This is a genomic window from Verrucosispora sp. CNZ293 (assembly GCF_002754655.1).
The window spans coordinates 89,081-102,441 of record NZ_PEFR01000001.1 but is presented as its reverse complement, the minus strand read 5'-3'; the positions used below and the strand labels follow the sequence as shown (position 1 = coordinate 102,441).

The following is a 13,361-nucleotide window of genomic DNA, read 5'->3' as shown; positions in this document are numbered from 1 at the left end:
CAGGTTAACCGCCAGGTATCCGGGCCCTCACCGGCGGGACACCACCGGCGGGACAGGACCTAACCGCCGACCCGGCGCAGCAGGCCCTCCTGCACGGCGCTGGCGATCTGGCTGCCGTCGACGGTGAACATCCGGCCGGTGGCCAGCCCGCGCGCTCCGGACGCGGACGGACTCCAGCAGTCGTAGAGGAACCACTCGTCGGCCCGGAACGGCCGGTGGAACCACAGGGCGTGGTCCAGGCTCGCGCCGACCACCCCACCCGGTCCCCACACCTCGCCGTGCACCGAGAGCACCGAGTCGAGCAGGGTCAGGTCGGAGGCGTACGTCAGGGCGCAGGCGTGCAGCAGCGGGTCGTCGGGCAGCTTGCCGTCGATGCGCATCCACACCCGCTGGTGCGGGTCGGCCGGCCGGTCGCCGGGGCGTACCCAGCCCGGTTCGCCGACGTAGCGCACGTCGATGGGTCGGGGAATCTGCCCCCAGATGCCCAGCCGCTCCGGGTACCGGGACAGCCGGTCGGTCATGGTCGGGACCGACTCGGGCTCCGGCACGTCCGGCGGCAGCGGGGCGTGGTGGTCCAGTCCCTCCTCGTGCCGCTGGAACGAGGCGGACATGAAGAAGATGGTCTTGCCGTGTTGGAGCGCGACCGAGCGGCGCACCGAGAACGAGCGGCCGTCGCGGATGTTCTCCACTTCGTACTCGATCGGTTCGGTGGGGTCGCCGGCGCGGACGAAGTAGCCGTGCAGCGAGTGGACCACGCGCTCCGGGTCGACGGTGCGCCCGGCGGCGACAAGTGCCTGGCCGGCGACCTGGCCGCCGTAGACCCGCTGCGGGCCGACCGGGGGGCTCATCCCCCGGAACGACATGGTGCCGGTCGGCGCGAGGTCGAGCACCTCCAGCAGCTGGTCGACGGCGGCCTGGCCGACGAGCGAGCCGTCGGTCACTGCAACGCCCGCGCGGTGGCGGCGTCGACGAGCGAACCGAGCTGGTGCACGCGCAGCGTGTTCGTCGATCCGGGGCTGCCGGGCGGGCTGCCCGCCACGATCACCACGTAGTCGCCGGGGTTGCCCCGGTTGAGCCCGAGCAGCGCCTGGTCGACCTGGCGGAACATGTCGTCGGTGTGCTGCACGAACGGCATCAGGAAGGTTTCCACCCCCCAGCAGAGGGCGAGCTGGGCGCGCACCTCGGGCACCGGGGTGAAGGCCAGCAGCGGCAGGTCGCAGTGCAGCCGGCTGAGCCGGCGCACGGTGTCACCGGTCTGCGAGAACGCGACGAGCGCCTTCGCGCCGATGGCCCGGGCGATCGAGGAGGCGGCCACGGTCAGCGCACCGCCGTGCGTACGCGGGTCGTGCTGGAGGCGGGGCACCAGCAGGGAACCGGCCTCCGTGGTGGTGATGATCTTGGACATGGTGCTGACCGTGAGCACCGGATACTTGCCGACGCTCGTCTCGCCGGAGAGCATCACGGCGTCGGCGCCGTCGAGCACCGCGTTGGCCACGTCGGATGCCTCGGCGCGGGTCGGCCGCGAATTCTCGATCATGGAGTCGAGCATCTGGGTGGCCACGATGACCGGCTTGGCGTTCTCCCGACACAACTGCACCGCGCGCTTCTGCACCAGCGGCACCTCGTCGAGCGGCAGCTCCACGCCGAGGTCGCCACGGGCCACCATCACGCCGTCGAAGGCCAGCACGATCGCTTCGAGGTGGTCGACCGCCTCCGGCTTCTCGACCTTGGCCAGCACCGGGCGGTGCACACCGACCTCGCTCATGATCGCGTGGCACAGCTTGATGTCGTCGGCGGAGCGGACGAACGACAGGGCGACCAGGTCGACACCGAGGCCGAGCGCGAAGCGCAGGTCGGCCGCGTCCTTCTCCGACAGGGCGGGCACGCTCACCGCGACGTTGGGCAGCGAGACGCCCTTGTTGTTGCTGACCGGCCCACCCTCGGTGACCAGCACCCGGATGTCGTTGCCGGTGACGTCGGTGACCTCGACGGCGACCCGGCCGTCGTCGATCAGCAGCCGGTCACCGGGCTTGACCTCCTGGGGAAGCTTGCGGTACGTGCAGGAGACCCGCTCCTTGCTGCCCACGACGTCGTCGCCGGTGATCACCACGGAGTCACCGGTACGCCACTCGTGCGGCCCGTCGGCGAACCGACCGAGGCGGATCTTGGGCCCCTGAAGGTCGGCCAGGATCGCCACCGGCTGGCCCGCCGCCTCGGCTGCCTCCCGGACGAGCCGGTACACCGACTCGTGGTCGGCGTGGCTGCCGTGACTGAAGTTGAGCCTCGCCACGTTCATGCCGGCTTCGACGAGCCCACGGATGCGCTCGGGCGACGAGGTGGCGGGGCCAAGAGTGCAGACGATCTTCGCGCGGCGTGTCACGCCCATCAGGCTAGTCTCTCCTCCGGGTCGGACCACCGGCCGACCCCTTGCGCAATGTGGAACAGTTGTCCAACGGCACGCGGCTCACCCGCACAGCCGGCGAGCGTGAGCCGCTCCGGACGTCGATGGCGGGCAACGGCGACCGCGCGCCGGAATGGTACGCCCCTGGTGCCAGTGCACGTCGGGGCGCTCCGGGCGGGCAGCCGATGGCGATCATCCGGTGACGTTTCGTGAGCGCTGTCGTACCCGCTCAGCTCTCCGTCTTGACCAGCGGAAACTCCAGCGAGCCGGCCGGGCAGAGGAAGGTCATCACGTCCACCCGGTAGAGGCCGGCCTGCACCGCCGGGTCGGCTTCCATCACGCTGCGGACGTCGTCGACCGACCCGGTCCGGGCCAGACCGAACCCGAGCGGCGGGTCCGGATCCCGGGCCTGGCCGTCCACCGCCCCGGCCACGAGGATGATCCCCCGCCGCTGCATCGCCTGCATGTGACTGGCGTGCTCGGCCTGCAACCGCTGCACGGTCTCGGTCGGCAGCGCCCGCCCGGCGGCGCCGGGATAGAGCACGATGCACTCGTACGTGTCGAGCGCGAAGTCGACCTGCGGCTCCCCTGACATGGCTTCCCCTTCGCACGGCCCGCCGACGCCAGGCGGTGCACGCGGCGGTACCGCCCAGCCTCCCACGGACGGGTCAGGTCGCACCGGCGCTCCGCCGATCCCGCCACCGCGTCGAGGGCCGGGGCCGCCCGCGCGCCGGATGACCGGCGGGCGGGCGGCGGCTACCGTGTGGTCGATGGCGTACGGCCGACGGCGGGAGGGTGCATCGATGCGGGGTCCTGAGCCGCTGCCGTACGCGGAGGTCACCGACGAGGGGTACGCCACCCGGGTCGCGGAGACATTCTCGGTGCGCCGGTACGGTCCGGCGGTGCTGCTCAGCGGCGACTGCCCCCGCTGCCAGCATCCGATCACCTGCCCGATCGTGGACGAGGTGTACCGGCGGGAGACACCCGCGGCAGTTGTCGATCCCGGCTACCGGACCCTGCTGTGCGGCTGCGCCGTCGACCATCCGGACCGCCCGGACGGGCTGGCCGGCTGCGGTGCGTACTGGACGGTGACGCTGGAGGTCGAGTCGTGATCCGGCTGCGACCGGGCCCCCCGGCGACGCTCACCGACCTGCGCCGGGCACAGGAACTCGCCACGTTGCTGCGCGGCGAACTGGACCGGGTCCGGGCCGCCGCGCTGGCCTGGCGCAACGGGCTGGGTGGCCTGCTCGTCGCGCTTGTCGGCTTCAGCCTGATCCGGGGACGCTCCGACGTCAGCACGCTCGCACCGGGCTGGGGTGCCCTGGTCGGCGTCCTGCTGCTGGCCGCGATCGTGGCCGGGGTCGCCGGGGCGCTGGCGTTGCTGCGGGCCGCGCACGGGCCGCTGTCGGTGTCGCCGGTCGCCGAGCTGCCCCCGGCCCCGCTCGGCGAGCACCGGGAAGCCCTCGCCGCGGCCCGGGCACTGCGTTTCGGGGTGCTGCTGGTGCTGCTCTGCACCGCCCTGCTGATCGCCGCCGTGGGCGTCACCTGGTACGCCCCCGGCCAACCCTGACCCTGCGGTCCCCGGTTCACCGGCCGAGATCAGCGGCCGGTCGCACCGGCAAGCGGCGCGGCGTCGACGGTCAGGGGCCGAAATGGGCGTACCCGGCCCAGAGTTCCGGCAGTCCGGGCAGGGCGGCACGGACCCGCCGGACGGCGTGGTGCAGGGCGGACGCGGCCCGCTCCGGGTCGAGGCCGCCGGGCACCGCCAGCGCGCCGTACAGGTCATCGCACAGTTGCACGGTCAGCTCGTCGGAGATGGCCCAGAGCGCGCCGATCACGTGCCGGAAACCCGCCAACTGGAACGCGGTGCCCAGGGTCAGCGCCTCGTCCGGCAGGGCGGCACCGCCCCGCGCCGTGTCGCAGGCGGACAGGACGGCGAGCGCCGCCGTGGTGTCCGCCGGCCGCCACAGGTCCCGCACGTGCAGCGGGCCACCCGCCAACGCGAGCCGACCCCGGGCGGGTGCGGCCAGATCCTGGGTACCGTGACAGCACAGGTGGACCACTGGCGTTCCCGGTAGGGCGTCGAGCACCGCCGAAGGGGTGGCCGCCGGTCCGGTCAGCGACGTCACGTCGCTCAGGTGCCGGCGTACCACCGCCTGCTCCCCCGCCGCGCCGGGCAGGTCCGTCAGCCCCGGCGTGCGGGGCATCCCGACGAACAGGGCCGAGGTGACCGGCGCGGACCTGGCCGCCGGCCCCTGCCGGGCCCGGACGAGCGACCGCAACGAAGCGGTGTACGACGAGACGACCCGGTCGAGGACCCCGGCTCCGCCGTCCAGCGGGGCAGCGGCGTGCAGCGGCAGCAGGGTGAGCACCCCGGTGGGACACCACCACAGGCGGGCCGGCGCGGCGCCGGCCGGTGGTGCGGCGGTCGGGCCCAGCGCGTCCAGCACCGGGGCGGCGACCACCCGCCACAGCCAGTCGAAGGTCTCCGGGATCCGGCGGCGGAACGCGGCCCGGCGGCGCTGCGCCTCCGGACCCGGGTCGCCGGCGGGCGCGGTGGCCTCGGCGAGACCGATCAGGAAGTACGCGGCCCGCATGTGCAGTTCCCCGAGGCTCAGCTCGGGCAGCGGCACCGTCGTCACCCGCCCGCCGTTGACCACAAGCGCGTCACAGCGCCGGGCGGCGACGTTGACGAGCACCACCGGACCGTCCTCGCCTGCCCGGGCCAGGTCGGCGAAGGGCGGTGGGCGGAGGAAGCGTTCGAAGCCGGGCAACCGCCGGATCTCCGCGAGCACCTCGCGCCGCTGGACGGCCAACTCGTGTCGTCGCTCCGAGCCCGCCCCCGACTCGTCGGCCACCGGTGGGACCGCCACCGGAACGACAGTAGCGGCGGGCCCACCGAGCGGTCCCGGCCCGGCCGGACCGGTAAACGGATCAAGGCGATCGAGGGCGGCCTGCGTGGCGGCCAGCCGCTCGGCCAGCCGGGGTGCCCGCGCGCGCAGCGCCGCCAGGTCGGCACCCGCGTCGTGGGCCCGGGTCAGCAGCACCCCCCGGCCGTACTCCAGCAGTTCCACCGCACGTTCCGGCCGGTCGAGCGCGATCGCCACCGCCGCGGCGTCGCCGGCCAGCCCCGGGAACTGCCCGAGCAGCCGGCCCTGGTCGTCGAGGTCCATGCCGTGCCAGGCCACCAGGTCGAGCAGCTCGATCGCGGTGGTGTAGCCCGCAAGCGCCACCGGCAGGTCGCCGACCTCGGCGGCGAGACCGGCGTACGTCCGCGCGGCACCGGCCCGCAGCAGCGACGGCGCCGCCTCGATCGCCGCGGCCTCGCGCAGGGCGTCGATCGCCTCGGCCAGGTCGACCGGCGGCAGGTCACCGGAGCCGCCCGACCCGGCCTGCGCGATCTCCTCGACGGCGGCGGCCAGGTTGCTCAGGCACATCGTCCGCTCCGGATGGTCGACGGGCAGTGCCGCGACCGCCGCCCGGTACACGGTCAGCATCTCGTGGGCGTCGTGGCCGGTCCGACCGGACCGAAATCTGATCAGCAGCGCGTTACCGAGGTTTGTCAACAGCCGGTACCGGTCACCGGCCGAGACGGGGGGCGCGTCGACGAGCGCCCGCAGCAGGGTGACCGCCTCGTCGAGCGCGACGGGGTCCCCGGCGAGTTGGTGCCGCAGCAGATGGCTGAGCGCGAGGGTGCCGACGATCCGGACGCGTTCACCGGGCTCGGCCTCCCGTTGCGCCAGCTCCGCTGCCTCCCGCAACAGCGCGACCGCCTGCGCGGCGTCGGTGAGCGCGGCGGCCCGGGCCTGCTCCGGTGCGATGGTGCCGTCGGCCGGCAGTGCCGCGTTGACCACCAGTTCGGTACGCCGGTTCAGGGCCGATCCCAGGTTGAGCAGGCTCAGCATCCGGTCCGCATTCTCGGCTGGGGCAGCGGCCAGCGCCCGCCGCAGCACCGCGATCGCCTCGGTGAGCAGTCCCAGGTCCTGGGTACGGGCGAAGAGTTCCTGCAGCGCCAGCCCAAGATTCGACAGGCGGAGCGGCAGCTTCGCGGAATTCGTCGTGGCGGCGACCGCCTCACGCAACCTCGCCACGGCCGGCTCCAGCAGGTCCGGCTCCCCCGCCAGGCTGGCCAGCTCACGCAGCGTGTTACCCAGATTGTTCAGCAGGTCGGGCCGATCCCGGTGATCCACCGGCAGCAGCCGCTCCGCCTGCGTCAACACCTCGCCGGCCTCCCGCAGGGCCGGTAATCCGTCCAGGTCGGCGTGCCAACGGCCCAGCGCGTACCCGAGATCGCCGAGCCGCCCGGCCCGCTCCACCGGGTCGGTCACCTCGTCGGCGGCCATCCGCAGCAGTCGCAACGCCTCGTCGAGGTCCTCGGCGCGGCGGTGCAGCGCGTAACGCGACAACAGCAGCTTTCCCTCGGCCTGCCTCAGCCCGCCGGGGTCCTGCCCGTCGAGCCGGGGCCCGGTAGCCGCAGCCCGGTACGCCTCGATCGCCGCGTCCAGGTCGGCCGGGGCCTTCCGCCGCTCGTGACGCTCACCGACCAGCCCGGCCAGGGTGGCCCGGACCAGGCTGTCCTGGTCGCCGCTGAGTCCGGCCGCCAGCGCGGCACGGTTGGCGTCGATCGCCGTGTCCAGGTCGCCGTCGGCACCGCTGACCAGGAATCGTCTACTGGCCAGCGTCGCGTACGCGAAGAGCACAGGCGGATCGGCCCGGACGGACACCGCCTGGGCCAGCGCGTCGACCGCCCGGTCGAGGTCGGCCGGCTGACCACGGCGCTCCCAGCGTTCCCGCAGCCGCCCGCCGAGGTTGACCCGAGCCATCAGCCACACCGGCGAGTCGGCGGGAGCGACCCGGGCCGCGTCGCCGAGCAGGTGGATCGACTCGTCCAGCGCGGCGGGGTCGCCCGCCTGCTCGAACCGGTCACCGAGGACGTTGCCGAGGTTGAACATCCGGGTCGGGCGTTCGGGGTCGCCGGCCGGGGTCGACTCCAGACTCTCCCGGTGCGCGTCGATCGCCGCCGGAAGCGACAGCTGCCGGCCCAGGTGCAGGTACTGATCCCGATGCACCCGGCCGAGCGCGGACAGGTAGTGCAGGCGCTCGGGTGCGTCCGACGGTGTGCCGGCCAGGGCCCGTTCCAGCAGGGCCTGCGCCTGGTCGGCCACCCGGTAGTCCCCGGCCCGTTCGGCGCCGCCCATCAGCATGACCGCCTGGCCGAACAGCGCGGCCGGCGCGTCGCCACCGGATCGGCCGGGCGCGGAGCGGGCTGCGGGGATCCGGCCACCGGTCCGGGCGGAACCAGCGCTGGCGGGCGCGTGGGCGCGGAGCAGGGCCAGCAGCGACGGTGGCACCCGCTGCGGTGCCAGATGCAGCAGCATCTCGGTCAGCCCGACCGCCTGCACGAGGTCTGCGGCGTCCTGCCCGGCCGGCAGGATCTGGTACCGGTACCAGTGCAGACAGGCCAGCAGGAACAGGGCCTCGGCCTGGTGCTCGTCGAGTGAATCGCCGCCGGCCGCCCCGTCGAGCAGTTCGTACACCGGTCGGGCCTCCTGGAGGGCCGCGGGTTCCAGCACCCACCGGGGCTCCATGGTGGCCCCGAAGCCGTCCAGCCGCTCCCGTAGCCGCCGCACCGGATCGGACCTGAACCGCCGCCACATGCCAGCCCTCCCGTCACAGGCACCGTCCCGCTCAGGGGTAGCAGCTACGGTGATCGGGCGCTATCCCAAAGCCGACCGGGTAACTTGGGGCCCCGACAGGCAGCGATCCGAGAAGGTGGTCCACATGGCGCTCGAAGCTGGCACCCGGCCTGCGAAGGAGTCCGGCACCTACCGCATCGGCGGCGATCTTCAAGTCGACCGGCTCGGATACGGCGCGATGCAGATCACCGGTCCCGGGATCTGGGGTGACCCGAAAGACCCGGCCGAGGCGGTCCGGGTGCTACGCCGCGCCTACGAGCTGGGGGTGACGTTCATCGACACCGCCGACTCGTACGGGCCGTTCGTCTCCGAGCTGCTGATCCGCGAGGCGCTGCACCCGTACGCCGACGACCTGCTCATCGCGACGAAAGCCGGCCTGACCCGCAGCGGCCCGGGCGACTGGCGGCCGGTGGGCCGACCGGAGTACCTGCGTCAGCAGTGCGAGCTGAGCCTGCGCCACCTCGGGCTGGAGTCCATCGGTCTCTATCAGCTGCACCGCATCGATCCGGCGGTGCCGCTGGCCGACCAGCTCGGTGAGCTGGCGCTGCTGCGGGAGGAAGGCAAGATCCGCCACATCGGGCTCTCCGAGGTGACTGTCGAGCAGATCGAGGCGGCCCGCCGCATCGTGCCGATCGTGTCGGTGCAGAACCTGTACAACCTGGCCAACCGCGACGCGGAGGACGTGCTCGACCACTGCGAACGGCACGATCTCGCGTTCATCCCGTGGTTCCCGATCGCGACCGGCGAACTGGCCCGGCCGGGCGGTCCGCTGGACGCCGTCGCCACCGAGCACCACGCGACGCCCGCGCAACTGGCCCTCGCCTGGCTGTTGCGGCGCTCGCCGGTCATGCTGCCGATCCCCGGTACGTCGTCGGTGGCGCACCTGGAGGAGAACGTGGCCGCCGCCCAGGTGAAACTGACCGACGCCGAGTACGAGGCACTCTCCACCGCCACCTCCTGACGGCGGCGGATGGTCTCTCGGGTGGGTGCGACCCGGCGACTGGGTGGGAGTCGCCGGGTCGCGGTGGGATTTACAGGGCGACGCAGTTGGGTTTGATGGCGGTGTCGCGGAGGACCTGCCGGATGACGGTGTAGGTGGTGCCGTCGAGCACCAGGCCGAGGTGGCCGACCACGCGCAACGGGCACCGGGACTGGATGAGGACGTTTGTCGCTCCGTCGGCCAGCACCGCGTTGTCGACAGGTCGGACCAGTTCGTCCTGCCAGGTTCGCACGGTGGTCCAGCGCACCGGGTCCGGGGTGTCGTCGCCCGCGTTGAGGGCGGTGAGGAACGACGACCCGATGGTCATCTGCTGGCAGGCGACCACTCCGGCGCAGCTGCCCAGGCCGAGGAAGGCCACGATGTTGGCCACGTACGTGCCGTACTGCGGGGTGCCGAGGCTGACGTAGCGTTCGACGGCGTCGCCGCCGCCGAGGCTCTTGATGTAGTAGCGGCTGACCAGGCCGCCTTCGGAGTGTGCGACCAGGTCCACCTTGGCCGCTCCGGTGGCGGAGCGGACCTGCCCGACGTACCCGCGCAGCCCGGCGGCGGACGCGGTGATGTCGCCGAGCCCGAGGTTGGGCAGCTGGTAGATCCAGACCCGGTAGCCGTCGGCGCGTAGCCGGGCGGCGAGCGGCTCGTAGACGGCGGCGATGCCGCTGAGCCCACCGACCACGATGACCGGGTTGGCACCGGCCAACGCCCGCAGGCTGGCGTCGGCCCCGGCCGCGCCATTGGTCGCGGTGCCGTCGGCACCGGCGACACGGGTAGGTGCGTCGGACGCAATGGGCATGCCGCCAGCAGGGGGCGTAGCGCCGGTGATGACGGTTCCGGTGACGCGGGTGGGCGCTGCCGGATCGGGCGGAGCGGCGGTGGCCGCGGGGGCGGCGAGGACGGCGGCGACCGTGAGAGCCAGGACGAGGACAGCCTTTCGGAGCAGCATCGCTGCACCTCCCAAGGGGATCCCGGGGTTACCGGGTGGAGGCGGTGGGATGTCCGATCGACCGTGCACTGATGATGCGGGTCACGATCCAGAAACGTCAATGAAAAGTTACGCGCGGGTAGCCGCAGCTCCACCAGGCATCGCGCCAGCGAGCCGAGCCGACCGTCCAGGGACGACGAACGCCGCACGCACCGGGTGGGTGCGTGCGGCGTCGGGTTCGACGTGGGTCAGCCGGCCGGGGTGACCTCCGGCTCCGGCTCGGGCCGACTCGGCCCGTTCTTCACGTACGTCGGGTGCAACTGCACCGGCTGCCGCTCCTGCTGGCGACGTTGCCGTGCCCGGACCCGCAGGTTGAGGAACTCCACGAAGATCGAGAAGGCGATCGGGCCGTACACGTAGCCCTTCGGGATGTGCTGGTCGAAGCTCTCCGCGATCAGGCTCGCACCGATGATCAGCAGGAACGACAGGGCCAGCATCTTGACCGTCGGGTGCTGGTTGACGAACCTGCTGACCGCACCGGCCGAGACCAACATGATGATCATCGCGATGACCACGGCGGCGATCATGATGGCGAGTTCGTCGACCATGCCGACGGCGGTGATCACCGAGTCGAGCGAGAAGACCACGTCCAGCACCAGGATCTGCGCGATGACCGCGCCGAACGAGACCACCTTGCCGCCCTCCCGGGCGTGGTCGGAGCCTTCCAGGTGCTCATGGATCTCGTACGTCGCCTTGCCCACCAGGAATATTCCGCCGAGCAGCAGGATCAGGTCACGCCCGGATATCTCCTGCCCGAGCACGGTGAACAGCGGTGCGGTCAGACCGATGATCCAGGACAACGACGCCAGCAGCAGCAGGCGGGTGATCAGGGCGAGCGAGATGCCGATCGTCCGGGCCCGGGCCTGCTGGTGCTCGGGCAACCGACCGGACAGGATCGAGATGAACACGACATTGTCGATGCCCAGCACGATCTCCAGCAGGAGCAGGGTCGCGAACGCGATCCACAGCTCAGGACTGGTCAAGAACTCCATGCCATCCTCGACTCTCACGACCGGCCGCCGGGTCGGCACCCGGACCATCGGCTGATCTGCATCATGATGACCTACCGGGCCGTCCGCTGCATCGCAACCCCGGCCGCCCCACAGCACCCCAGACCAGCACCGGGTCGGCGGCACGAGTTGCGGCGTGTCGGGCTTTCCCGGCGGCCGGAAACCGCGAGATACCGCAACCCGCGACAGGTCGCCCGGCAGGTTCCGGTGGCGGGCCGCGACAGCGACTCCGGCCGTCCGGTGGTCGAGCCCCGGGGCCCCACGCCGGGTACGGATCGGTGGCATGCTGTGGGCCGTGCCTGGCGCCTCACCCCCCGACGAACGCCTGCGGGTCATGCCGTGGTGGCTGGTGCTCGTCGGGCTGCTGCTGGCCGCCCTGCTCGGCTGGTGGGTGCTGCACTGGCTGCTCGGCGAAGCCGACAGTGCCACCGCGCCGGACACCCGGGCCACCCTGCGCATCGACGCGATCCGTACCGGGCTGACGGTGGTCGCCGGCACGGGTGGCGGACTGGCGCTGCTGCTCGCCGCCCGACGACAGTGGATCAGCGAGCGGGCGCAGCGACACCAGGAGGTTGTCGCCGCCGCCGACCAGGCGCACCGCGATCGGGTGCAGGCGCACACCGAGGCGGTCGCCGAGGCCGGGCAGCGCCACCAGGAACGCCAGGCCGAGGCCGCCGCGCACGACGCCGCCGAGCGCCGGCTGACCGAGCTGTACACCCGGGCTGTCGAACTGCTCGGCAACGACAACGCAGCGGTACGCCTCGGCGGCCTGCACGCCCTGGAACGGCTCGGTCAGGACAATCCGGCGCAGCGTACGACGATCGTGGGGGTGCTCTGCGCGTACCTGCGGATGCCGTCGCCGGACGACGACGCGCGAGAGACGGAGGTACGCCGCAGCGCGCAGCGGGTGTTGACCCGGCACCTGCGCACGGACGGCGACGCCTACTGGCCCGGCATGCGGCTGGACCTGACCGGCGCGCGACTCGACGACTTCGACGCCGCCGGCTGCACCCTCGACGACGCCGACCTGACCGGCGCGACCTGCACCGGAACCACCCGACTCGCCGGTGCCACGGTGACCGGGCGGCTGGCCCTCGGGGCGCGCTTCGACACCCTCGTGCTCGACGAGGTTGCCGGCGACGCCACGATCGTCCTGGACGACGCCCGGGTGACCGGCGGGCTCAGCGCCGACGGTGCCGAGATCGGCGGCCGGCTGTCCTGCCAGCGGGCCACCATCGGCGAGACATCCTGGCGGGGCACCACCTTCCGCCGGACCGTCACCTTCGACCACACCACGGTCACCGGCAGCGCCAGCTTCCGGGACGCGGTGTTCCACGGTGGACTCTCGATGGAGCACACGACGTTCGGCAGCGACGCAGATCTCCGGCGGACCCACTTCGCCGACATGGCACTGTTCCGCTGGACCGAGTTCGGGGCCGACGCCTCATTCGCCGACGCCCGCTTCGCCGGGGCGACGAGCTTCGGCCGCGCCCGCTTCCACGGCCCGGTCACGTTCGAGGGCGTCACCCTGGCCCGCCGTCCCCTGTTCGACCAGGCCCGCGCCACCACCTCGGGGACCCACACCTGGCCCGACGGTACGCACGTCGAGCGCCTGGACACCGACTGGCTCCTGCTCACCGACCCGTAGAGCGGATACCCGATGTGGTCGGTCTTCGATCTCCTGGACCCGACATAGGACGCGGCGCTCCTGACATTAGGACGAGGAGACTCATGTCCACGGCTAAGCAGAACCCCATGTCCTCGGTGTTCTCGGTGGACCTCGGCATGCTCCTGGCCACCCTGCTCGCCCTCGTCGGGTACCTGCTGCCCTGGTTCCGTCCACGCCCCCGGGCCCAATGGTCCTTCTCCGGCTGGGCGTACGCGTCGCCTGACGACGGGAGCGGGGGTGGCTGGACGCTGCTCACCTTCGGGTGGCTGCTACTGGCCGCCGGGGCCGCGCTGTGGGCACGGCAGGTCATGGCGGCGGCGATGGCCGGCATGGTTGCCGCCGTGGGCACCCTGGTCACCGCCATGGCGGTGGTGGCGGCCAGCTTCGGCATGATCGGTGAGAGAAGTGCGCTGGACTACGTGACGGAGCTGCCCTTCGGAGCCGGAATCCCGATCATGGCCGCCGGCATCGGACTACTCCTGGCGACCTCCTGCCGGGCGATCGTGCGGTGCCACCTACCGGAAGCCACCCTGGAACGACCCGCCCCACCAACCCCCTGACCCGCCCACGCCCCACGCCCCACGCCCCACGCCCCACGCCCGCCGA

11 protein-coding genes are annotated in these 13,361 nt (G+C 72.6%); 5 read left to right on the top strand and 6 right to left on the bottom strand.

What is annotated here, in order from left to right; translation table 11 throughout:
• Nucleotides 1-59: 59 nt before the first annotated feature.
• From CLT74_RS00465 to CLT74_RS00455, 3 genes are all read right to left on the bottom strand, one after another.
• Nucleotides 60-941: an acyl-CoA thioesterase gene (locus tag CLT74_RS00465; protein WP_099844773.1), complete on the bottom strand. Its 882-nt coding sequence runs from the start codon at nucleotides 939-941 to the stop codon at nucleotides 60-62.
• Nucleotides 938-2,386: a pyruvate kinase gene (pyk, locus tag CLT74_RS00460; RefSeq protein WP_099844772.1), complete on the bottom strand. Its 1,449-nt coding sequence runs from the start codon at nucleotides 2,384-2,386 to the stop codon at nucleotides 938-940. The genes CLT74_RS00465 and pyk overlap by 4 nt, the downstream gene beginning before the upstream one ends.
• A 244-nt stretch (nucleotides 2,387-2,630) precedes the next feature.
• Nucleotides 2,631-2,996 carry a YciI family protein gene (locus tag CLT74_RS00455; RefSeq protein WP_099844771.1) on the bottom strand — a complete coding sequence of 122 codons (366 nt, stop codon included), beginning with the start codon at nucleotides 2,994-2,996 and terminating at the stop codon, nucleotides 2,631-2,633.
• A 208-nt stretch (nucleotides 2,997-3,204) separates the two neighbouring features.
• Here CLT74_RS00455 and CLT74_RS00450 point away from each other — a divergent pair, with 208 nt between their 5' ends.
• Both CLT74_RS00450 and CLT74_RS00445 read left to right on the top strand, forming a co-directional pair.
• Nucleotides 3,205-3,513 (top strand): hypothetical protein, encoded by a 309-nt coding sequence (locus CLT74_RS00450; RefSeq protein WP_099844770.1) that lies wholly within the window; start codon nucleotides 3,205-3,207, stop codon nucleotides 3,511-3,513.
• Nucleotides 3,510-3,971, top strand: coding sequence for a hypothetical protein (locus CLT74_RS00445; RefSeq protein ID WP_099844769.1), 462 nt, complete (start codon nucleotides 3,510-3,512; stop codon nucleotides 3,969-3,971). The genes CLT74_RS00450 and CLT74_RS00445 overlap by 4 nt, the downstream gene beginning before the upstream one ends.
• Nucleotides 3,972-4,041: 70 nt before the next feature.
• On the opposite strand, the gene CLT74_RS00440 is transcribed toward CLT74_RS00445, so the two are convergent.
• The gene (locus CLT74_RS00440) at nucleotides 4,042-8,058 is read right to left on the bottom strand and encodes a CHAT domain-containing protein (RefSeq protein WP_099844768.1); all 4,017 of its coding nucleotides are present in this window, start codon (nucleotides 8,056-8,058) and stop codon (nucleotides 4,042-4,044) included.
• Between the two features lie 124 nt (nucleotides 8,059-8,182).
• On the opposite strand from CLT74_RS00440, the gene CLT74_RS00435 reads away from it, so the two are divergent.
• Nucleotides 8,183-9,058 (top strand): aldo/keto reductase, encoded by an 876-nt coding sequence (locus CLT74_RS00435; protein ID WP_099844767.1) that lies wholly within the window; start codon nucleotides 8,183-8,185, stop codon nucleotides 9,056-9,058.
• Between the two features lie 70 nt (nucleotides 9,059-9,128).
• Here the strand turns inward: CLT74_RS00435 and CLT74_RS00430 are convergent, their stop codons facing one another.
• Complete coding sequence (locus tag CLT74_RS00430) at nucleotides 9,129-10,037, bottom strand: alpha/beta fold hydrolase (RefSeq protein ID WP_099844766.1); 909 nt, start codon at nucleotides 10,035-10,037, stop codon at nucleotides 9,129-9,131.
• 227 nt (nucleotides 10,038-10,264) lie between these two features.
• The gene (locus CLT74_RS00425) at nucleotides 10,265-11,068 is read right to left on the bottom strand and encodes a TerC family protein (RefSeq protein ID WP_099851033.1); all 804 of its coding nucleotides are present in this window, start codon (nucleotides 11,066-11,068) and stop codon (nucleotides 10,265-10,267) included.
• Nucleotides 11,069-11,369: 301 nt separating this feature from the next.
• On the opposite strand from CLT74_RS00425, the gene CLT74_RS00420 reads away from it, so the two are divergent.
• Nucleotides 11,370-12,734 carry a pentapeptide repeat-containing protein gene (locus CLT74_RS00420; RefSeq protein ID WP_099844765.1) on the top strand — a complete coding sequence of 455 codons (1,365 nt, stop codon included), beginning with the start codon at nucleotides 11,370-11,372 and terminating at the stop codon, nucleotides 12,732-12,734.
• An 83-nt stretch (nucleotides 12,735-12,817) separates the two neighbouring features.
• Nucleotides 12,818-13,315 carry a hypothetical protein gene (locus tag CLT74_RS00415; protein WP_143696999.1) on the top strand — a complete coding sequence of 166 codons (498 nt, stop codon included), beginning with the start codon at nucleotides 12,818-12,820 and terminating at the stop codon, nucleotides 13,313-13,315.
• Nucleotides 13,316-13,361 lie beyond the last annotated feature (46 nt).